The organism is Microvirga sp. Mcv34, from assembly GCF_024519725.1.
Classification (GTDB): Bacteria; Pseudomonadota; Alphaproteobacteria; order Rhizobiales; family Beijerinckiaceae; genus Microvirga.
Genome location: NZ_JALJRK010000001.1, coordinates 218649 through 239810 on the forward strand (window position 1 = coordinate 218649; position 21162 = coordinate 239810).

General features: G+C 61.8%; 23 protein-coding genes. 13 read left to right on the forward strand and 10 right to left on the reverse strand.

What is annotated here, in order from left to right; translation table 11 throughout:
* Together OC446_RS01255 and OC446_RS01260 are read left to right on the forward strand one after the other, a co-directional pair.
* A complete protein-coding gene (locus OC446_RS01255; RefSeq protein ID WP_262027220.1) occupies positions 1-387 on the forward strand; it encodes an Mth938-like domain-containing protein in 387 nt (128 codons plus the stop codon).
* Position 388: 1 nt separating this feature from the next.
* Positions 389-1249 carry a phytoene/squalene synthase family protein gene (locus OC446_RS01260; protein ID WP_262027221.1) on the forward strand — a complete coding sequence of 287 codons (861 nt, stop codon included), beginning with the start codon at positions 389-391 and terminating at the stop codon, positions 1247-1249.
* 5 nt (positions 1250-1254) lie between these two features.
* Here OC446_RS01260 and OC446_RS01265 read toward each other — a convergent pair whose 3' ends face one another.
* A complete protein-coding gene (locus tag OC446_RS01265) occupies positions 1255-1479 on the reverse strand; it encodes a hypothetical protein (RefSeq protein ID WP_262027222.1) in 225 nt (74 codons plus the stop codon).
* A gap of 151 nt (positions 1480-1630) precedes the next feature.
* Positions 1631-3049, reverse strand: a complete 1419-nt coding sequence (trmFO, locus tag OC446_RS01270; protein WP_262027223.1) for a methylenetetrahydrofolate--tRNA-(uracil(54)-C(5))-methyltransferase (FADH(2)-oxidizing) TrmFO — start codon at positions 3047-3049, stop codon at positions 1631-1633.
* A gap of 83 nt (positions 3050-3132) precedes the next feature.
* Between trmFO and OC446_RS01275 the strand changes: the two genes are divergently transcribed.
* Positions 3133-3891, forward strand: a complete 759-nt coding sequence (locus OC446_RS01275) for a glucose 1-dehydrogenase (RefSeq protein WP_262027224.1) — start codon at positions 3133-3135, stop codon at positions 3889-3891.
* Positions 3892-3970: 79 nt separating this feature from the next.
* Here OC446_RS01275 and OC446_RS01280 read toward each other — a convergent pair whose 3' ends face one another.
* Positions 3971-4126 (reverse strand): DUF1127 domain-containing protein, encoded by a 156-nt coding sequence (locus OC446_RS01280; protein ID WP_262027225.1) that lies wholly within the window; start codon positions 4124-4126, stop codon positions 3971-3973.
* A gap of 301 nt (positions 4127-4427) precedes the next feature.
* A complete protein-coding gene (locus OC446_RS01285; protein ID WP_262027226.1) occupies positions 4428-5312 on the reverse strand; it encodes a calcium-binding protein in 885 nt (294 codons plus the stop codon).
* 291 nt (positions 5313-5603) lie between these two features.
* Between OC446_RS01285 and OC446_RS01290 the strand changes: the two genes are divergently transcribed.
* Positions 5604-6410, forward strand: coding sequence for a hypothetical protein (locus OC446_RS01290; RefSeq protein ID WP_262027227.1), 807 nt, complete (start codon positions 5604-5606; stop codon positions 6408-6410).
* A gap of 84 nt (positions 6411-6494) precedes the next feature.
* A complete protein-coding gene (locus OC446_RS01295) occupies positions 6495-6815 on the forward strand; it encodes a hypothetical protein (protein WP_262027228.1) in 321 nt (106 codons plus the stop codon).
* Positions 6816-6869: 54 nt separating this feature from the next.
* Here the strand turns inward: OC446_RS01295 and OC446_RS01300 are convergent, their stop codons facing one another.
* Together OC446_RS01300 and OC446_RS01305 are read right to left on the reverse strand one after the other, a co-directional pair.
* Positions 6870-7154, reverse strand: a complete 285-nt coding sequence (locus OC446_RS01300; protein WP_262027229.1) for a porin — start codon at positions 7152-7154, stop codon at positions 6870-6872.
* 59 nt (positions 7155-7213) lie between these two features.
* The gene (locus OC446_RS01305; protein WP_262027230.1) at positions 7214-7765 is read right to left on the reverse strand and encodes a DUF2231 domain-containing protein; all 552 of its coding nucleotides are present in this window, start codon (positions 7763-7765) and stop codon (positions 7214-7216) included.
* 210 nt (positions 7766-7975) lie between these two features.
* Between OC446_RS01305 and OC446_RS01310 the strand changes: the two genes are divergently transcribed.
* The 6 genes from OC446_RS01310 to OC446_RS01330 all read left to right on the forward strand — a co-directional run bounded on the left by OC446_RS01310 (position 7976) and on the right by OC446_RS01330 (position 12039).
* Positions 7976-9100 carry a GGDEF domain-containing protein gene (locus tag OC446_RS01310; protein WP_262027231.1) on the forward strand — a complete coding sequence of 375 codons (1125 nt, stop codon included), beginning with the start codon at positions 7976-7978 and terminating at the stop codon, positions 9098-9100.
* Positions 9101-9294: 194 nt separating this feature from the next.
* Entirely contained in the window at positions 9295-9510 is a 216-nt protein-coding gene (locus OC446_RS30970) for a DUF6894 family protein (RefSeq protein WP_410054984.1), read from the forward strand.
* Positions 9511-9591: 81 nt separating this feature from the next.
* Positions 9592-9804, forward strand: a complete 213-nt coding sequence (locus OC446_RS01315) for a DUF6894 family protein (protein ID WP_262027232.1) — start codon at positions 9592-9594, stop codon at positions 9802-9804.
* Positions 9805-10098: 294 nt separating this feature from the next.
* Positions 10099-10518, forward strand: coding sequence for a hypothetical protein (locus OC446_RS01320; protein WP_262027233.1), 420 nt, complete (start codon positions 10099-10101; stop codon positions 10516-10518).
* 84 nt (positions 10519-10602) lie between these two features.
* Entirely contained in the window at positions 10603-10830 is a 228-nt protein-coding gene (locus OC446_RS30975; protein ID WP_410054985.1) for a DUF6894 family protein, read from the forward strand.
* Positions 10831-11076: 246 nt separating this feature from the next.
* Positions 11077-12039, forward strand: a complete 963-nt coding sequence (locus OC446_RS01330) for a hypothetical protein (RefSeq protein ID WP_262027235.1) — start codon at positions 11077-11079, stop codon at positions 12037-12039.
* A gap of 68 nt (positions 12040-12107) precedes the next feature.
* Here OC446_RS01330 and OC446_RS01335 read toward each other — a convergent pair whose 3' ends face one another.
* Positions 12108-12917 carry a class I SAM-dependent methyltransferase gene (locus OC446_RS01335; protein WP_262027236.1) on the reverse strand — a complete coding sequence of 270 codons (810 nt, stop codon included), beginning with the start codon at positions 12915-12917 and terminating at the stop codon, positions 12108-12110.
* Positions 12918-13181: 264 nt separating this feature from the next.
* Here OC446_RS01335 and OC446_RS01340 point away from each other — a divergent pair, with 264 nt between their 5' ends.
* Positions 13182-13958 carry a DUF4239 domain-containing protein gene (locus tag OC446_RS01340; protein WP_262027237.1) on the forward strand — a complete coding sequence of 259 codons (777 nt, stop codon included), beginning with the start codon at positions 13182-13184 and terminating at the stop codon, positions 13956-13958.
* Positions 13959-14061: 103 nt separating this feature from the next.
* Here OC446_RS01340 and OC446_RS01345 read toward each other — a convergent pair whose 3' ends face one another.
* From OC446_RS01345 to OC446_RS01355, 3 genes are all read right to left on the reverse strand, one after another.
* Positions 14062-15177: a hypothetical protein gene (locus tag OC446_RS01345; RefSeq protein WP_262027238.1), complete on the reverse strand. Its 1116-nt coding sequence runs from the start codon at positions 15175-15177 to the stop codon at positions 14062-14064.
* A 606-nt stretch (positions 15178-15783) separates the two neighbouring features.
* Positions 15784-18765 (reverse strand): excinuclease ABC subunit UvrA, encoded by a 2982-nt coding sequence (gene uvrA / locus OC446_RS01350; RefSeq protein ID WP_262027239.1) that lies wholly within the window; start codon positions 18763-18765, stop codon positions 15784-15786.
* Positions 18766-18975: 210 nt separating this feature from the next.
* A complete protein-coding gene (locus tag OC446_RS01355; RefSeq protein WP_262027240.1) occupies positions 18976-20418 on the reverse strand; it encodes a calcium-binding protein in 1443 nt (480 codons plus the stop codon).
* Positions 20419-20626: 208 nt separating this feature from the next.
* On the opposite strand from OC446_RS01355, the gene OC446_RS01360 reads away from it, so the two are divergent.
* Positions 20627-20974, forward strand: a complete 348-nt coding sequence (locus tag OC446_RS01360) for a hypothetical protein (protein ID WP_262027241.1) — start codon at positions 20627-20629, stop codon at positions 20972-20974.
* Positions 20975-21162: the final 188 nt, after the last annotated feature.

The window sequence follows — 21162 nt, forward strand, 5'->3', positions numbered from 1 at the left end:
ATGAGCAATGGTCGCCTCTACGATGGCTTCCTGCCGGGACGCCATCCCTTCGACGCCTATGGCAATGGCGGCTTTCGCTTCGGGGACATGTCCCATCGCGGCTCGCTGCTCGCTCTGCCGTCCGGGATCAGGGCGTGGCCGGTGAACGCCGTGTCGGAACTGACGGACGAGGCGCTCGACCCGATCTTCGCGGAGGCCGGTTCCATCGACCTCCTGCTTCTCGGCACGGGAGCCGATATCGCGGCTATCCCGGGTGCATTCCGTACCCGGTTCCGTGAGGCGGGGATCGGTCTCGACGTGATGCAGACGGGCGCCGCCGCGCGCACGTACAACATCCTGCTCGCCGAGAACCGCAAGGTCGGCGCGGCGCTGATCGCCGTCCCCTGACATGGCAGAAGCAATCTCGAACTTCGCCCATTGCGAAGCCCTCGTGCGCGAGGCGGATCCGGACCGCTACTGGGCGAGCCTCTTCGCGCCCGCCGACAAGCGCCCGCATCTTCATGCGCTCTATGCCTTCAATTTCGAGATCGCCCGCGTGCGCGAGGCGGTGCGGGAAGCGCTCGTCGGCGAGATACGCCTGCAATGGTGGCGCGATGCGCTGCAAGGCGAGGCGAGGGGCGATGTGCGGGCGAACCCGGTCGCCGCCGCGCTCGACGACACCATCGTGCAGTTCCGCCTGCCGCGGCAATCCTTCGTCGACCTGATCGATGCTCGGATCTTCGATCTCTACGACGATCCGATGCCGAGCCTGAACGACCTGGAAGGCTATTGCGGCGAGACTTCGTCCAGCCTGATCCAACTCGCGAGCCTCGTCCTGGCCAATGGCACCAATCCCGGCACGGCGGACGTCGCCGGCCATGCGGGTGCCGCCTATGCGATTACCGGCCTTTTGCGCGCCTTCCCGCATCATGCGCGGCAGGGGCAGGTCTTCATTCCCGCCGACATCCTGACCCGCCACGGGGTGGTGCGCGAGGACATCGTGACCGGGCGCGGCGGGCCGGGCCTCGATGGGGCTCTCGCCGACCTGCGCGCCGTCGCGCGCCGGCATTGCGAACAGGCGCGCCAATTGCGGACGACCATTCCCGATGCCGCGAAGCCCGCCTTCCAGCCGCTTGCCCTGGTCGAACCCTACCTCAAGGCCATGGAACGGCGGGATTACGACCCCTTCCATACCCCTGTGGAACTGCCGCAATGGCGGCGGGTCTGGGCGCTCTGGCGCGGGCCGTTCCAGGGTTCAGCGCAAGTCTAGAGAGATCAGCCGTTGTCGCCGCTGTCGACGATGACGTGCTTCTTACCCAATGAGCAGTATTCGATGTAGGTTTTGCCGTTACGGCGATACTCGATCTTATGACGGCCTTCCACGGGCTTGCCGTCGACAACGCACTTCAGTTCAGGCTTCGGTTGCGCCTGTTCCTGGCCGTAGGCAGCAGAAAATAAGCTGAGAGAGGCCATCACTCCGAGAATCATCGTATGCTTCACGATCGGCACTCCCTTGCGCGAGTGCTAAACTATATAGCGTGTCGAATTATCTGACCAGGGAGGCAGGGCTCTTATTGGACGCCCGACCTCACGGCGGACCTGAGCCATCTCGCCGAGGATGGCTCGGTCTGGCCGCGACGCGGTTCGCCCGTTACTCCGCCGCTGCGGGCAGCGCGCCGCCCGATAGCCATGTTGCCAGATCCGCCCGTGCCCGATCCGTCAGCGCCTTCTTACGGGCGACAGCCTTGGCGGGGCCGCGCAGGCGCTTGCCGCCCTCCGCCTTCGGAGCCTGGGCGAGCGGCGGGAACAGGCCGAAATTGACGTTCATGGGTTGGAAGGAGCGCGGCCCCTCGTCGATGGTCTCGATGTGGCCGCCGGTGATGTGGTTGATTAGGGCTCCGAGCGCCGTGGTGTGCGGCAAGGGCTGGATCGGCCGCCCGAGCCGCTCGGCGGCGGCGAAGCGCCCGGTCATCAGGCCCACGGCGGCGCTCTCCACATAGCCCTCGCAGCCCGTGATCTGGCCGGCGAAGCGCAGGCGCGGCATTGCCTTGAGCCGCAGGGTCGGGTCGAGCAGCTTGGGCGAGTTGAGATAGGTGTTGCGGTGAATGCCGCCGAGCCGCGCGAACTCGGCATTTTCCAGGCCCGGGATCATGCGGACTATGCCCGTCTGAGCGCCGTATTTCAGCTTGGTCTGGAAACCCACCATGTTGAACAGGGTGCCGAGGGCGTTGTCCTGGCGCAGTTGCACAATGGCATAGGGTTTCTTGTCCGGGTTGCGCGGATCGGTCAGGCCCACGGGCTTCATCGGCCCATGGCGCAAGGTTTCCCGGCCGCGCTCGGCCATGACCTCGATGGGGAGGCAGCCGTCAAAATAGGGAGTGTCGGCCTCCCATTCCTTGAACTCGGTCTTGTCGCCGGCGATCAGCGTATCGACGAAGGCGTCGTATTGCTCCTTGGTCATCGGGCAGTTGATGTAGTCCTTGCCCGTGCCGCCTGGCCCGACCTTGTCGTAGCGGGACTGGAACCACGCGATCTCCATGTTGATGGATTCGCGGTAGACGATGGGCGCGATGGCGTCGAAGAACGCCAGCGACGTCTCACCCGTGAGTCCGAGGATCGCCTCGGCCAAGGCCGGCGAGGTAAGCGGGCCGGTGGCGACGATCACGGAGGACCATTCCTCCGGCGGCAGACCGCCGATCTCGCCGCGCTCGATGGTGACGAGCGGATGGGCTTCGAGCGCCGCCGTCACGGCGTCCGAAAAGCCGTCGCGGTCGACGGCCAGGGCTCCGCCGGCTGGAACCTGGTTGGCGTCGCCCTTCGCCATGATGAGGGAGCCGAGGCTGCGCATCTCCTGGTGCAGCAGGCCGACCGCATTCGTCTCGGCATCATCCGACCGGAAGGAATTCGAGCAGACGAGCTCGGCGAGTCCCTCCGTCTTGTGGGCATCGGTGCCGCGCACCGGGCGCATCTCGTGAAGGACGACCGGCACACCGGCCTGGGCGATCTGCCAGGTCGCTTCCGAACCGGCGAGGCCGCCGCCGATGACATGGATGGGTTCGATGGTGCTCATGGTCATTCTCCCGAGCGGCTTTGTTGACTCCCCGGGGAGCCCTGGTCAAGTTGAGCCGTTTCCTTGGAAAGGTTTAGAACGCCATGCAGTCCAGGCGTCCCGTCGTCCTTATTACAGGTGGAAGCCGCGGCATAGGGGCCGCGGTGGCGCAGCTTGCGGCGGCGCGTGGCTACGATGTCGCCATCACGTACCGGTCCGAGGGGGAGGCCGCCGAGCAGGTGCTCGCCGCCTGCCGGGCCTTAGGGGCGGCTGCGGTCGCATGCCAGGGCGACGTGGCCCTGGAGGCCGACGTGGTGCGCCTGTTCGATGAGGCGCAGGCCGCCTTGGGGGCCATCTCGCACGTGGTCAACAATGCGGGGATCACGGGCAGGTCCAGCAGGCTGGACCAGGCCTCGTCCGAGACGATCCGGACCTGCATGGATGTGAATGTGCTGGGTGCCATCTGGGTCGCACGCGAGGCGGCAAAGCGGCTCGCCACGAGCCGCGGCGGATCAGGCGGCACCCTCGTGAACATCTCGTCGGTCGCTGCTTCCCTGGGAAGCCCGAACGAGTACGTCTGGTATGCGGCGTCCAAGGGAGCCGTCGATTCGTTGACCGTGGGGCTTGCGAAGGAGCTGGCGGGTGAGGGCGTCCGGGTGAATGCGGTGTCGCCGGGCATGACGAAGACCGATATTCACGAGCGCAGTACCCAGGATGTCGGGCGCCTGGAGCGCATTCGCCCCTTCATTCCCCTCAATCGGATCGGCGAGCCCGAGGAGATCGCCGAGGTCGTGCTGTTCCTGATGTCGGACGCCGCATCCTACATCACCGGCGCCAATATCCCGGTTTCAGGCGGCCGCTGAAAGTCCGAAATCGAGGCTCCAGACAAGCGAAAGCCCGCCATGAGGCGGGCTAGGGCCTTTGCTGCGATGCAGCGTAGATTTACGCGATCGCGTTCTGGCGAGCGATGCTCTCGATCTGGAAGCGCGAGATGCCGAGATCGTCGAGCTCGCGGTCCGAAAGGAGCGACAGCTCACGGACGGTTTCGCGATAACGCATATAAGCACGGACTTTAGAGAGGATGTAGGAAACGAACATGGGAAGCTCCTGAGAAGTGACCGGCCCCTATGACCGGTGGCCTTTGTTCTTGCGTTTGCAGTGCGGATATAGGTGTGTGCAGCGCCGAAGAGGAGTGGTAATAATGTAGGTCTGTTATGCTTTAGTAGCATACCGTCCTAATGCCACGTTAACCGTGTTGCGGGCTGCGAATGGCTTTCTGCTCGCGCAACAGAAAACGGCCCCGATTTTGGGGCCGGCTTTAATGAGCTCAATCAGATTTTGAAACGATATTCACCACAAGGCGGTGCCGACCTTTTCCGGGCTCTGCCCCTGATTTCAGCTACAGCACGAAGAAGTCCGCCTTCGTCAGGGCCAGTCCGGAGCTGAGCTGGGCGAACTTGACGGCCGCGACACCGCCGACGCCGTCCGCATCATAGAAGAGGGCGCCGGTCTGCTTGTTGTAGATGATCCGGTCGGAGGAATCCTTGGCGGTCGAGCCGGTGTTGAAGGCGCCGCTCGAGAGCCAGCCATCCCGACCGACGCGGGTAAAGACCTTGTTGTCGAGCATGATCGTGTCGTCGACGGGCCGGAAGTCGACGACACGGTCGATGTTGTTGCTGGACGGCCGCGTGTCGAAGACGAAATAGTCCTTGCCGGAGCCTCCGGTCAGCTGGTCACTGTCCGCGCCACCGTTGAGATAATCGCTTCCGGCGCCGCCGGTTAGAACGTCGCGTCCAGCGCCGCCGTACAGGTCGTCGTCACCCCAATCCCCGAAGAGCTTGTCGGCTCCCGCATCTCCGTAAAGGATATCGTCGCCGTCATAGCCATATACGAAGTCGTTGCCGGCCCCGGCGCGGATGAGATCGTCGTAATCGTTGCCGTAGAACGTGTCGTGACCCCTGTTCAGGTTCACGTACCAGGCATAGCCCTGAAGCGCATCGACCGTCGTGTAGAGATCGAGATCCTGAATGGTCAGAACGTCCGCGCCGTTGTTCTCGTAGAAGAGATCATCGATGATGACCGTGTAGCCGTCGCTCCAGTATCTGGCCGTGAAATAGTCCACCAGCGTGCTGCCAGAGACCTCGTACTCGGCGACCGTGCCGTTGTCATAGACCAGATCCGTTGTGACAGAGGGGTGGGCCCCGATGAATGCCCAGCCTGAGCTGTCGGTGCTGGACATGTCGAAGCCCACACCCGCTGCGTTGAATGCCTGAAAGACTGCCATGGCTGCGCTGTTCCCGATGAACGTCCGATATCGTCAAGCTAGATCGATGAACGTGAATTAAAGCTGTATGCATCCGGATCTCAGCATTCAGGGAAATGGTAAAGATTCAGTTTGGCAAAAGGGTTCTTGCGGCATGGGTTCTCTTCCGGAGGGTGCCGAAGCGTTGAATCTTGAACGGATGTTCATCTTCGGATGTAAAATCCATTATAAAATCTGTTACTTAAAGTTATTGGGAACAGTCTCTGAGGGTTGGCGTTCATCTCCCACCTTTACTGCTGTGGAGATTGTTCCGTGAAGAAAATCGCACTCGGCGCCGCCCTTCTCTTGTTGAGCAGTGCGGCGTACGCACAGACTTCAACGCAGACGAATACGAACGCCAACATGGGTTCTCAATCGTCGTCCGAGTCGAATACGCTGCTGCGCAACAAGGCTGGTGGCGCCGCTCGGGCCCAGACCGAGACCACGGGTGCGACGCGCAGCGAAACGTCGGGGGCGCAGGTTAATGTCCGCAGCCGGCAGGATACGGGTGCACGCGTCGGCATCGAGACCCGTGAGCGCTCCGGAGTGTCGGTCCACTCCCGCACGGTCCGTGAGGTCGACGAGCCGCGTGTTTCCGTCACCCGCCGCCGCAGCGTGACGACCTATGAGGAGCCCAGCACCGAAATTCATCGCACCGTGGTGAAGAAGAAGCCCACCAAGAAGGTCGCGGTGAAGAAGACGAAGCGAACCAACAAGGTCGTATCCAAGAAGCGCCGCTATCATGTGGTCGAGGAGCAGCCGGTGGAGGTTCGTCGCCGGACCGTGCGTCGCTATGAGGAGATCAATGAGCCGAGTGTCTCCGTCCGCAGCCGCACGACGGTTCGCCGGACCCACGACACGTCCCCGAGCGTGGGCGTGTCCGTCGAGCAGCGCCGCCCGAACAACGTGAGCGTCTCGACCAGCCGGACTCGTTCGAGCGCCCCCGATACCACCGGTTCCGTTTCGAGCCGCAGCCGTATGGAGATGAACGGCAACACGTCGAACTCCGGCAGCTCGACCAATATGCGCCTGCAGCCGCAGGGCGGTTCCTCGTCGCAGAGCAACGGCTCGAACCAGTAATCGCAGCGTAGCAAGGAGTAAGGAGCCTGATCGACGGCTCCTTCCTCGGCTCGCATGTATTCCATCGCGTTCAGGAGTCTGACGATGAAGAAGCTTATCGTGACGATCAGTGTGGCGCTCTTGGCGGCAACGTCCTTCAGCGGCGTGGCCGAGGCCCGTCCCGGCAAGGGCAAGGGGCATGCCTACGGGCACTACAAGAACCACGGCCATCAGCGCTATTACGTTCAGCGGCGGGGCAACAACAATGCCGCCATCGCGGCTGGAGTGACCGGTGCGATCCTCGGCGGAGCCCTGGCGGCCACGTCCCGGCCGACGTACCGGACCTATGACAGGCCCTCTTACAGAACTTATGAAGCTCCGCGACGGAGTTATTATCGGGAAGAGTACTACGATGACGGGTACTGAACCCCAGGTACTGAACCCAAAGAGCGCCTCGGGCGCTCTTTTCTTTTTCGAGACTCAGCGTCCCAGGTTTCCGACGGAGATGACGCCTCGGACTGGGCCGTATTCCGTCTGCTTTCTCACGTCGAGCCGAACGCGCCCGCCGGCCTGGGTCTTGACGGAATCGGAGGCGCGCAGGCGCGACGATCCCACCAGCGTCTCGCTTCGCACCTGTCCGCTGATGCGCACGCAGGTATCGGACGCCTGAAGCATGGCAAAACCAGGTGGGCAGGACGAGGCGGCCTGGGCCTGGCCTGTCATGGCCAGGCCGGAAAGAGCGACAGAGAAGATATAGCGCTTCATGACGGGCTTGAGTGTAGCGGCCCCGTTCCCGTCATGGCAAGGTGCCGCTCAGGCAGGGCTCAGGTCCTGTCCGTTCCGCCGCGCCGTCCATAGGAGGCGGCGACATCCGGGCGGTCCACCTCCACATGGAACTGCTCGGCCTTCTGGCTGTAATCCCGGATCGCCCCGATGCCGTAGCGATAGGCCAGTTCGCCGCCGAGCCAGCCGCTGAACAGGAGCAGCGCGGTCTGAACGCCGGAGAGCCAGATGCCCCAGCCCTGAATGCCAGCGGCCGGGTCGCTCAGGCGGACGCCGACATTGATGAGAGCCAGCGCGACCACCACGAGATTGGCCGTCATATGGGCCCAGGAAACCCAGAGGTTGCGCACCCGGTCTATGGTCGCGAAATCGATGAGGCCGGGAATGGCGGCGACCAGCGCGGTGACAATCCCGGCGATGAGGAGCCAGTAGGAGACCTGGGCCCAGAAGGGGTCCCGGGCGGCCATGAAGGCGATGTCGGTTCCGAAGGCGCCGATCAGAAACGCAACCGGGAAGACGATCAGCATGTGATGCAGGGGGTGGCCGGCAATGGCCGCCGTGCTTTGGACGCCGTGACGATGGTACATGCCCATGGTTCTGTCTCCGGTGTGATCTGGGAAGAATGCCCCGGCCAAACCTTCGTTCCGGGTGCAGGCGTGCGGTGCAGCCCCGATCCGTCGCAGGGCAAGGTTCTGGACATCGGGAGATGGATGAGAGATAGCGTTAGGCATGCATTCCCTTGAGGAATGGGTCGTGGGAATTCGTCTGCGGCCGTCCGGTCGAACCCCACGGCAGCCGCTTCGATGGTCCTTGATCCTGCTACGCTTACCGTCGCCTTCGTGCTGCTTTCGGGGGCTCTGGGAACGCTATTGCTGTTTTCCTGGGCCTTGAACCGCAAGGTCAAGGCCCTTGCCTGGTGGGGAAGCGCCTATTGGCTCATCGCCATGGGGATCGGATTGGCCAATATCAGGCAGGGCCAGCCGGCCTATTCGGTTCTGCTCGTGGCCAACATATTGGGACTGCTGTGCTACGGCGCCCTCTACACGGGCTGCCGTGTGTTCAACGGACGTTCCGCCTCTCTTCCGGGTGCTTTGGCAGGAGCCGCGATCTGGCTCGGCGCCTTTCCCTTCATCTACACCTCGCAAAGCGAGCGGCTGCTTCTCTCGGCATTGCTGACCCTCGTCTACTCGATCCTCTCGGCTTGGGAACTGGGACGCTATGCGTCACGACCTTTGGCCTCCTCACGCGTCGTGCTGGTGCTTCTGCTGGGGCTCGCGATCTTCAATCTATCGCGCATCGGGATTGCTCTCGCGCCGACTTCGGTTCCGTGGATCGACGCCTTGGCTCATCGCTGGTCACCGTCCATGGCGTTGCTCCTGGTCGTGTTCGGCCCGAGCGTAGCTTTCATGTTCCTGTCCATGGCCAAGGAGGGCGTCGAGTTCGAATACAAGCAGGCGGCTTTGGTCGATCCACTGACCAGCGTGCCCAATCGGCGAGCCTTCATGCAGAATGCGGGGCGTCTTCTCGCGCAGTCGGGCGCTCGACCCGTGAGTTGCCTGCTGTTCGACCTCGACAACTTCAAGGCCATCAACGATCGCTACGGCCACGATACCGGCGACCGGATCCTCACGATCTTCGGTGAGGTGCTGACGCGCCACCTGCCGCAGAGAACCTTTGGACGGCTCGGTGGGGAAGAGTTCGGTGCCATCCTGCCGCTGGACGCGCGGGAGGCTGCGCTTCTGGCGGATCGGGTCCGGCATGCCTTCGCGTCGGCAGGGGCCGAGACCCTCGGCGATCTGGCCCGGGTTACCGTGAGCGTCGGCTGCGTCACGAGCGCCGGCCTCGATGCGGGAGCGCTGCTTCGCCGCGCCGATGCGGCGCTGTACCAGGCGAAGCGCAGTGGCCGGAACATCGTGATCGCCGCCTGATGGGCGGGACCGGATATGTGCAAAGAGCGCCATTGGACCTCGCCGGTGCGTCACGTTCTGCGAAGAACGTGTTCTCGGACGCAGAAAGCCAGGATGACTTTTCGGCACGCCGCGCTAAGTCTCACCTAACGTAACCTGTGTTAAAGCGGTCGAATCCAGGACGCGTAACTTATAATCGGGGGTGAGGACCATCCATGCCCCGCTATCATTTTCATGTACAAATCGGAGATTGTTTCATACCGGATCGACACGGTATCGATCTACCGAACCTGATGACCGCGCGAGGATCCGAGGCCCAGGTAGCCCAGGCGTCCTGGAGTTGTGTGCTGAGTTCCATCGAGGCCCTGCCCAACAGAATGACGGTCATTACTGACCAGGCGGGGCGGATCGTGTTCGTGCTTTGCGTTTAGTGCGCATTATTGCACCGCATGACTGCAATGCGGGAGAGTCTCTCAGCATCTGAAGTGATTGCCGCGATGGAGGGGAATGACATGCCCCGCTACTATTTCCATCTCCGCTCGAAGGACCAGTTCATATGGGACCAGGAAGGCATCGATCTGCCCGATCCTGCCATTGCCAGGGGTGCGGCCGAGAAAGCCGCAACGGAACTCCGCGGCGGCCTGCAGGAGAGCGACCCGGTCTATTGCTGGACTGTCGCCGTCACCGACGAAAGCGACGAACTCATCCATGTCGCGTCGCTCTGATCCACGTTCCGTCCATCCTTTCACGAGTGAGAACCAACTCCTAGAACTGCCTCCACCGGCATGGGATCGGCTCTCTTCTTGGCTGGTCGAATTTTCTCACGGTGAAAGTGTTTCCCGTCTCCGAGAAATGCTCTGGATCGTGGAGGCGAGCAGAATGGACGGCCCGTTCAGGTACTAAAGTTTTAGCGCCATGCCATTCCTGAACGTTCAATCCCACATTACTGTACGTTAATTTCTCTTCAATCAGATCGTGCAAAGGTCCTCATGGGTGGCGTGCGAAGTCTGGGGGCGGACGTGACAGACGAAGAAATCGAAGCCGTTGCAGAGGAGCTGGCAAAGGCTGGTGGAACCTCGTGGTATCCTGGACGCACGCGCGGCGCCCTGCTGAGATCCGTGAGTGAGCGATACCGGGATCGCGCGAGGCTCGCGATCGCTGCCCTCGACAGAGTCAGGGCGGGCCACGGTAGCTCCTCGCAACCAGTTTCGGAGACCGTGTCGCCGCCAAGCCATACGACGGCGAACCATCCTGATGGGATTCAGGTGGGTGCAACGGTCGTGTATCGTGCGCCCGGCGAACAGAGGGCAATCACGTGCCGGATCGAGCGGCTCGAGCAAGGACGCGCCTATCTTGTTCCTGTCGCACGGGCGGATATCGGTTGGGTGGCGCTGGATAGTTTCGACCCCGTAGGCGAAGCACCGGTCAAGGATGAATGATGGTCTGTCGCGGAAGATCTCTTCACTTCGCTGTTAAAAACAGCTAGCAGACTTCATCCTGTTCGTGTGGGTGACGGTCCCGACATGCGCTGCTTCTTTCACCTTGTGAACGATCATGAAGAGATCGTCGACAACACAGGGATCGAAGTTCATGACTTGGCGAGTGCCATGGCTGAGGCTCTCCTTGCCATCACTGAACTGCGTCAGGAGATCGGCGTCGACATCGAGGACTGGTCCGGGTGGCGCCTCGACATCGTATGTCCGCGAGGCAGGCTGCTTCATTCCATGATGCTGAATCAAACGGTGCATTGAAAGCCGCTTCCGGCCCGGGTCACCTTTCATCGCTCGTTCCGATGGCCAAGCTTAAGACAGGTTTCGTCTGAGCAAGTCAGGCAAACGATTGCACATATTGCCAGCATCGAAGCTCAATGCTGTATCATAAATCTCCGGTACACATTAAAACTTGCTCTATTTATTCAGGGTTGTGGAACTAATTTCCTTGGAGCCGAGTCTTTTCACCCGAGGGGACGAGAGGGGTAACTCCTAGGGAGTATAGCGATGGATTCGCGTGAACGGTTACTGCGCCTCGGCCGTGAGGTCTCGATCTACAGCGTGGCAGTTCTTCTGTTGTCTTCTTTGTCCTTGCAGCCGGCCGACGCCCGGGACCGTGGGGGACGCTCGGATGGTAACGGCGGCGGGCTCGGCGTGAGCCTCGGCGGCGAAAGTGGGATCTCCGCAGGCCTCGGTGCGAATGTCGGTGGTGACCGAGGACTCGATGCCGGACTTGGCTTGAGCGTGGGTGGATCGGGTGGAGTCAATGCAGGGCTTGGCGCCAATGTAGGCGGTTCCAACGGCGTTACGGCTGGTGCCGGAGCCAATGTCGGCGGGTCCAACGGTATCTCTGCCGGAGCGGGTGCGAATGTCGGCGGGTCGAGCGGCGTTTCGGCCGGTCTCGGCGCGAATGTCGGAGGCGCGAATGGCGTCGACGCAGGCCTCGGCGCCAATGTCGGTGGTTCTTCTGGCGTGAGTGCGGGCGGCCGGGCCAGCGTCGGCGGGTCCAGCGGGGTCAATGCAGGTCTGGGTGCGAGTGTCGGCGGTTCCGGAGGGATCAACGCCGGCGTGGGCGCCGGCATCGGCGGCTCTAATGGTGCCGATGTGGGTGTCGGAATCGGGATCGGCGGCGGAACCGCCAGCGGTGCTCCGGGCGGCGGAACAGGCGGTACCGGTGGCACGGGAAGCATCGGGGTCATCGGCGGGACAGGCGGAACCGGTGGTCTCGCCAATCCCGGCCCGACGAGAACCGGCAGCGTGCGCAATCCCCCCACCACCGGTAGCGTCAATCCGGTAGGGCCGAGCCGGCCCGGCCAGATAGACCGTCTGAGGGCCGAGCTCCGCACCATGACGGCCGACCAGCGCATGCAGCTGCGTCGGAGCTGCGCCACGATCGCCGCTTCCCCTGGTGCGTACGATTCCGACCTGCAGGCGCTGTGCAGCCTGATGAGCCGTATGTCGTCGCGCTGATCCGCGTCTCAGGACGAGAGAAAGGCGCGGCCCCGGAGGGCTGCGCCTTTTACTTCGGAATCCACAGGCTATCGCTTGGCGGTCACCACGAGGGCGCTCATACGATTCTCGAAGGCGCCCGTGCCGAAGCGCGCCGCGAGGGCTTCGCTCACTTTGGTCGTGATGTCGTCGAGCTGCCCCGGAGACCTCGCTTCGAGTTCGGGACGAAGAGGGCTGCCCTGGCACAGGCCGATTGCGGGCTCGCGCGGCGAGGGGGACCGCGTCACCTTCTCGACGATGTCGACATCGACATTCTCGAAGCCCGCCTGCTGAACCTCTCCGCGGACGCGGTCCGGATCGAAATAGCCGAACGGCACACGTTCGATGAACCGGGGTGGATCGTCGGGAAAGAGCTTTCCGGCGGCATCGGAGATGATCTGGCTGACCTCGTTGTGATCGAGCGAGTTCCAGACGCTGAAGACGAGCCGTCCGCCCGGCTTGAGCAGTCGCAGCGCCTCCCGATAGGCCGCCTGCTTGTCGGGAAAGAACATGACGCCGAACTGGCAGACGATCGCGTCGAATGAGGCGTCTTCGAACGGAAGCTTTTGTGCGTCGGCCTGCTGCCATTTCACGTTCGGAGCCTGCAACCTCTGGGCCGCGAGATCGAGCATGGCCTGGTTGAGGTCGGTCGCGACGATCTCGACCCCGGGCGGGAGCGCCCTGACGAGTGCCCGCGTGACGATCCCCGTTCCGGCGGCCGTCTCCAGGACGCGGCCTTGCCCGATGTCACGCAGACGGGCCGCCAGGTCCTCGGCGAAAGGTTCGAACATCAGGGGGCCGAGATATTGCTCGTAGAGGGCCGGGATCGAGCCGGCGAAGGCTGCGTCGGTGGAGCCCATCGTCTCCTCCAAGGTCAAAGAACGATGATCGCGCCGATGCCTAAGGCGAGCAAGTGTCCCAAAAGGGGAATACGAGCCGGGCTCCTTCCCAGGATGCGCCGCCTCCTCAGGAAGCTCTAAGGGTCTGTTCTGTCATGTCTTTGGACGCAGACAGGTTCCTACCTTTGCGTTCGAGGCTCTCACCGGAAAATCTGTGGCACCGGGCGCAACGGCATGCTCTCCTGTGCGGCCTCGCGGTAAAGGGCTGAGTTTCCAGGAGCAAGCATGGCGGCCATTCTGCAGATTCCGGCCTGGCTGGGGGCGCTCCTCGCGATGCTGCTCGCGATCACCGTTTCCGCTCTCCCGTTCATCGTGCTGCGTCGAATTTTGAGCGACGAGCTTCCCACGAAGACCCGCGACGTGGCTGAAACGGTCGCGGTGCGCATCGGCACGGTCCACAGCCTCATCCTGGCTCTGGTCTTCGCCGAGGCGCAGTCCACGCACACGAACCTGCAGCAGGAGGTCTCGAAGGAACTCACCACGATCGAGCACGTCGTGCTGGAGCTCAACCAGTGGAGCGGGCCGGAGAAGGACGTGCTCCGCGGCCAGCTCGCCGCCTACGTGACCGCGGTCCTGCAGAACGAATGGCACGCGGCCGCCCATCCGCGCGGCAGCAGGGAGGCGAGGCAGGCCTACAACAAGCTCGACATGGGCATCCTCGATCTGAAAGCCGAAACGCCGCAGCAGCAATCCCTGCGCGCCCGATTGATCACGAACATGGACGAGCTTCAGGACCACCGGAAGGCACGGCTGGCCCTCGCGCATCGCGGCCTGCCGACCCTGTTCTGGTGGATGGCGCTGACCGGGTTCGCCATCACGGTCGGCTTCTTCCTCATCTTCCCGGCCAACCTGGTGCACGTCGCCATCCTGTCGGTCTACGGAGCCTATACCGGACTGGCGCTGTATTTCATCCTGGCCCTGAGCCACCCCTATGCCGGTCCCGCCGCCATCGACACGACGCCTTACCAGATGGTGCTGGAGGATGAGTTGGGGGGAGGGTAGGTGGGCCCGAGAACTTGAGATCCGACAAAGATGCCTAAGCTCGGGCGGCAATGTACCGTCTATTGCGGTAACGAAGATAATATTAAGTTAGCGGCAAAGCCATCTATTCATCGAGTTCAATGTCAACAAACTTCAATTGAGATCGTTTCCCTTTAGTAGCGCGGACCACAACACGTTTGTTGACCATGGGGCCAATAACATCATCAACGGTCTCTTGGAGCCCGCTTATGTGGACTGACTGGCCATCGTCTCTAACAACTTCTAGCCAATCCTGGTTGAGGTGAAGAGCACGGAGGATACCGTGTTCCGTAAGCTCTTGGCCCTTATTGGGAGAAGCGGCCTTCGAAGACCTAGGGGGAGATATCGCGCGATTGATTGCGGATCGACTTTCTGGAGTTAGTACTACAGGTTGTAGTAATGCATCTTCGGAACGAAATTCAATACTTGAGAAGCTCTTCCCAGTCGGAGCCAAATTCCGGGTTAGCTTAAGGAATGTGGAGCGGTAGTCATCATCACCAATAATGTTTTCTAGTTGTCCATCTTCTGCACTTGCCTTGATAATAGCCAAGAATCTTGTGGCCAGCGCAGCTGGATTGGGAGCCGAAACAAACATGTCCGCTTGCGGATCATTCTGGATTGCTATCGAGAATTGATAGCTCCCGGGTGGAGCTTGGAAGAGCCATGGGCGACATGAGTCTATAATATTTTTCGGCGGACCTCCCTTCAAGCGGAAAGGAAGTTTCTGCTCGTACTCCATACTACGATAGAATATCGCTTGAATTGTCTGTGTTTTCTCAACAATAAGGTCTAAAGGGGCCCCGCCAGTTACGACTTGGCCACCCTTGATTGAAACCGTGATTTGTCCAGGCAAAAACGTGAGATTTGCTTCTCTTTTGGAGCCTTCAGTCCAAATTGCTTGAACCAATAAGCGCAGTTCCTTGAGCGCGAATGAGGGTAGGCGAGAGTCGTTTAATGCATAATAGGCAAGTCGCTCTGCTTCATCGAATTTTCCAGACTTATACCAGAGCGACACAGCACTGACAGCAGTGATTCCAAAGGTGCGATGTTTACCGGAATCGACCTCAAAAAGTGCGGACTGCTCTGCTTTTGCTGCCTCTTCATAAAGGTGAGATGCTTGTTGGTGATCACCTGCAGCCTTCGCAATGAAGGCTTGAGATGCAATTGCCTCGCTACGCCGATGGTAATCACTCCAGGGCATCACGGTCTTCCACATCTGCGATAATGACGGACTGAGCAGCAAATCCAACTACTGCGGCAATTGCAGGTAGGTTACTATTGCCTACTTGTGCCTGCTTAACTTTCTGTGAAAGTCGGCTTCGGAGAATGCTTTGATTGCCTTTGTCGACGCCCGAAACCTCCAGCCGTATACAGTCTTCGAAATCTTCTCCGGAGTGTCCCGGAGGTGCAATATAGTAATCGGCTCCCGTTCGTGTTTCAGCCCTGCCAATAGTCACGAGGCCACGTTCCATTTCTACGGCCACAAGTGAAACGCCACATGCTCCCAATTCTGTTGCATTTATATCGTTGGCCCAAGCACGTGTTGTTCTCAGGTCTGGTTCGGGCCACTCTACGCTATACAGCTTTGAGCTATCATTGTTGTGCAGCGTAATCTCACTCGGCGGAGAAAGATGTCTGCTAAGGCATATACTAGCCGCCTCACATAACGAGTCAGCGATAGGAGGGGTCAGGCCTGGATGCCTATCAGCAAGAGAGTGAAGCGGCAGTTTACGCATAGATATGTCCGCAAGCTGAACTGATCAGCTAACATTCTAGCAAAACTGTCAAGCTTGCAACTACTAGATGCTTACTCCGCCGCCTGACGCGTCACCTTCTTGTCCTTCTTGGCCGGTGTCTTCTTGGTGGCTTCCTTCGGAGCTGGCTCCTTTTTCAGGGGGCGGCGCTCCAGCACTTCCTTGAGGAAGCGGCCGGTGTGGCTCGCTTTGGACTCGGCGATGTCCTCGGGGGTGCCCTGCGCCACGATCTGCCCGCCGCCGTTGCCGCCTTCGGGGCCCATGTCGATGACCCAGTCGGCCGTCTTGATGACCTCGAGATTGTGCTCGATCACCACCACCGTGTTGCCCTGGTCGACCAGCTCGTGCAGCACTTCGAGGAGCTTGGCCACGTCGTGGAAGTGCAGGCCCGTGGTGGGCTCGTCCAGGATATAGAGCGTGCGGCCCGTGGCGCGCTTGGACAGCTCCTTGGAGAGTTTCACGCGCTGGGCTTCGCCGCCCGAGAGTGTCGTCGCCTGCTGGCCCACATGCACGTAGTCAAGGCCGACGCGGGCGAGCGTCTGCATCTTCTCGCGGATCGACGGCACCGCCTTGAACAGGTCGCGGGCTTCCTCAACCGTCATGTCGAGCACGTCGGCGATGGACTTCTCGCGATACTTCACTTCCAGCGTCTCGCGGTCGTAGCGCTTGCCCTTGCACACGTCGCAGGTGACGTAGACGTCGGGCAGGAAGTGCATCTCGATCTTGATCACGCCGTCGCCGGAGCAGGCCTCGCAGCGGCCGCCCTTCACGTTGAAGGAGAAGCGGCCGGCCTGGTAGCCGCGCGCCTTCGCCTCGGGAAGCCCGGCGAACCATTCGCGGATCGGCGTGAAGGCGCCGACATAGGTGGCCGGGTTCGAGCGCGGCGTGCGGCCGATGGGCGACTGGTCGATGTCAATGACCTTGTCGAGATGCTCCAGCCCCTCGATGCGGTCATGCGGAGCAGGGTGTTCCAGGGCGCCGTTGAGCTTGCGCGCCACCGCCTTGTAGAGCGTGTCGATGACGAGCGTGGACTTGCCGCCGCCGGACACGCCGGTGATGCAGGTGAAGGTGCCGAGCGGGATCTCCGCCGTGACGTTCTTCAGGTTGTTGCCCTTCGCACCGACGAGCTTGATCTTGCGCTTCGGATCGGGCTTGCGGCGCTTGCCCGGCACCTTCACGGACATCTCGCCCGTGAGATACTTGCCGGTCAGCGACTTGGCATTCGCCATGATCTCGTCCGGCGTACCCTCGGCGACGATCTTGCCGCCGTGGATGCCCGCGCCGGGGCCGATGTCGAACACGTAGTCGGCCTGAAGGATCGCATCCTCGTCGTGCTCCACCACGATGACGGTGTTGCCGAGATCGCGCAGGCGCTTCAGGGTGCCGAGCAGGCGCTCGTTGTCGCGCTGATGCAGACCGATGGACGGCTCATCGAGCACGTAGAGAACCCCCGTGAGGCCGGAGCCGATCTGGCTCGCCAGACGGATGCGCTGGCTCTCGCCGCCCGACAGGGTGCCGGACGCGCGGGCGAGCGTCAGGTATTCCAGGCCCACATCGACCAGGAAGGTGAGGCGATCGCGGATCTCCTTGAGAATGCGGCCCGCGATGTCGTTCTGCTTCTTGTTGAGCTTCTTGGAGAGGCCGCCGAACCACTCGTGGGCGTCCTTCACCGAGAGAGCCGTGGCATCGCCGATGTCGGAATCGGCGATCTTCACCGCGAGCGCCTCTGGCTTCAGTCGCTTGCCGCCGCAGGCCTCGCAGGGCGTCTCGCTCATGAAGCGGCCGATTTCCTCGCGGGCCCAGTCGCTCTCGGTTTCCTTGTAGCGGCGCTCCAGGTTCGGGATCACGCCCTCGAACGGCTTGCGGACCTCGTAGGCGCGCAGACCGTCGTCATAGGCCATGCGGATGGACACGCCGTCCGAACCATAGAGGATCACGTTGCGCACCTCGTCCGACAGCTCGGACCAGGGCTTCGTCATGGAAGCCTTGTAGTGCTTGGTGATCGCTTCGAGCGTCTGGCCGTAATAGGGCGAGGACGACTTCGCCCACGGCATGATGGCACCACGCTTGAGCGAGAGCGTCTCGTCCACCACAAGCGCCTCGTCGATGCGCATCTCGTGGCCGATGCCGCCGCAGGTCGGGCAGGCGCCGAAGGGGTTGTTGAACGAGAACAGGCGCGGCTCGATCTCGGGGATCGTGAAGCCCGAGACCGGGCAGGCGAACTTCGACGAGAACACGATGTGCTTCGCCTTGCCCTTCTCGTCCTTCTCGTCGGCATATTCGATGACCGCGATGCCGTCGGTCAGCTCGAGCGCCGTCTCGAAGGATTCCGCCAGCCGCGCGGCGATGTCGGCCCGCACGACAATGCGATCCACCACCACGTCGATGTCGTGCTTGAACTTCTTGTCGAGGGCAGGGGCTTCGTCGATGGCATAGTATTCGCCGTCGATCTTCAGGCGCTGGAAGCCCTTCTTCTGGAACTCGGCGATCTCCTTGCGGTATTCGCCTTTGCGGCCGCGCACGACGGGGGCCAGCAGGTAGAGTCGGGTCTTCTCCGGCAGCTCCAGCACCCGGTCGACCATCTGGCTGACCGTCTGGCTCTCGATGGGCAGGCCCGTGGCCGGCGAATAGGGGATGCCGACGCGCGCCCAGAGCAGGCGCATGTAGTCGTAGATCTCGGTGACGGTGCCGACCGTCGAGCGCGGGTTCTTGGAGGTGGTCTTCTGCTCGATGGAGATGGCGGGCGACAGACCGTCGATTTGGTCCACGTCCGGCTTCTGCATCATCTCGAGGAACTGGCGGGCATAGGCCGAGAGGGACTCGACGTAGCGGCGCTGTCCCTCGGCATAGATCGTGTCGAAGGCGAGCGACGACTTGCCTGAGCCGGAGAGGCCCGTGAACACAACGAACTTGTCCCGCGGGACCATGAGGTCGACGTTCTTGAGGTTGTGCTCCCGCGCCCCGCGCACGGAGATCACGCGCGCGTCCGGATCGCCCGCCCTGGCGCGGTTGAACAATTCGTCGAGTTTAGCCATTGCCCGCAAAGCCTTGAAGAGGAAGGTCGGCCTGATTCCAGCCGGCTCCCGGATATGTGGTGCTCCGCCCGCCGACGCAATGCGGCGGATGATTCCAGGGCCAGGATCCTAGAACAAAGAGGGTACGATGAGCAAGCGGAGCCGTGGCGACCTTTCCGGCAAAAGAAAAGGCCCGCCGGTGGCGGGCCTTCGCGTGACGGAAAACCGACCTCAGAGAACGAAGACGAAATCCGCGGCCTTGAGCGCGGCCTTGTTGGCCAGGGTCGCCACGAGCCGAAGTTCGAAATTCGTCCCGATTCCGTCGGCATCGTAATAAAGCTTGCCGTCATCCGTGTCGTAGAAGAACTGGGCCAGGGTCGTGGTGGGCTTCGGGTCGGCCCCGACAACAAGCGGATTAGCCCTGTCGAAGGCAGGGGTGACGGTTTTGCTCAGCGCGGAGTCGTAGTATTGGAAGGTGCTGCCGCGAACAAGGAAGTAATCCTTGCCCGAGAAGTCCGCGATCGTGCATCCCGCAGAGCGTGACAGGATGAACTGGTCGTCTCCCGCACCGCCGACGAGGGTGACGTCGCCGCTGCCTCTCAGCTTGTCGTCGCCTGCACCGCCGTTCACGATGATGCCGTTGGCCGGGTTGTCGTCATTATACGCGGATGCGTAGATGTCGTCGTTGCCCGCGCCGCCGTTGATCACACCGGACTTGCCGTAGGCGTTGATGGTGTCGTTGCCCTTCGTGCCCGCAATGACGCTTCCGACATCCATGTCGTCGATTTCGGCGTGGACCTTCTCGAATTGTCCGGCCTTGATGCCGTGATAGCCGATATCGACGGCTTTCTTGCCGGTAATCCTCGAAAGATTGATTGCATACGCCGTAATCGGATCGGAGGAGGATCTCTCGATCGAGAGACTGAGCGTATCCACGCCCTTGCCGCCCAGGGCGTTGTCTCCGTCGTCGGCGACGATCGTATCGTTGCCGTCGCCGCCCAGGAGCCTGTCCTGGCCCTTCGGAGCCCGGACGCCGTTCACAAGGGGGTAAAGAGGATCACTCCCGTCGAGGAAATCGTCGCCAGCTCCGCCGGACAGGTAGTCGCTGCCTGAGCCGCCATACAGGTTATCATCGTCCCTGCCGCCGTCGAGGCGGTCGTTGCCTTTGTTCCCATAGAGGTAATCGTCACCCGTGCCGCCGTCGAGACGGTCGTCACCATCGCCCGCGTCCATCTGATCGTCACCATCGCCGCCCTCCAGACGGTCGTTGCCCAAGTCTCCAGACAGGTAATCATTTCCTGTGCCGCCATAGAGCTTGTCGTTGCCGTCCGCGCCGTAGAGGTAGTCCCGGCCCGCGTCACCGTAGAGAGTGTCGTTGCCGTCCGCGCCGAACAGAGAATCCGCGCCGTCGCCACCATAGAGCTTGTCACTGCCCAGGCCGCCAAAGAGTTCGTCCTTGCCCAGGCCGCCTATGGCCCTGTCGGATCCGGCACCGCCATAAATCGTGTCGTTGCCTTCGCCGCCTGTCAGATCGTCGTTGCCGTCATCGGCGGAAATGAAATCATCGCCGGCGAGGCCATTGAAGATTTCCTTGAACTTCGAGCCGACAAGCACATCGTCCGCTCCTGTACCCTTGAAAGCTTTCCGTTTCGACGTGATGCGATAAGTGGCCATTTATTCCTCCATTCCGCTGGAGTAAATGACATAAGATAACATTATTAACAATGGGCCTTTGGGCAGGTCGAAGTCCGGTGCCGGTTGTTCCGCTGGCGATGGTTCGCGGTCGAAAACCATGAATCTCCGAATGAACGCCGAGATAAAGCCGCGTTCATGGGTTATAATCATCACGTTCCAGTTTGCATGATCGACGGGAGTGCGGGTCATGGTTCATAGGCTTATCGGGCTTAGCGGCGCGTTCATGACCTTTATGATCCAAACGAGCTATGCGGGCCCTTGTACCCAGGAGATTGACAGGGCTCAGGCCCAGGTCGACGCCATGTTGGATGCCACCGCCGGAGCGGGGCCGGCAGGGACGGAGTCCAAGGCGGCCCTTCTCCGAAGGCAGCCGACGCCCGCCTCGATCGCCGCTGCCGAGCAGAAGCTTGGCGAAGGTAAGCCGGAAGAGGCGGCTCTGGCGGCTCTGGCCCGCGCAAGGGCGGCCGATGGCTCTGGCGACAAGGCGGGTTGCGAGGAAGCCCTTGCCCTCGTCCGGAAGGCGCTCGCGCAGTGATCCTTACCGCTGCGTCGACCGGCTCACATCCCCTTAATTGGGGACAGCCCTGTGCAGAACCCGGTCCATGGCTTGCCGTCCGGACGCTCCGGCTTCAGAACTCGCCCTCAAGCATGAAAGAGAGGCGCGCCCTATGGCAGGCAGTGTGAACAAGGTGATTTTGGTCGGGAACCTGGGGCGCGACCCTG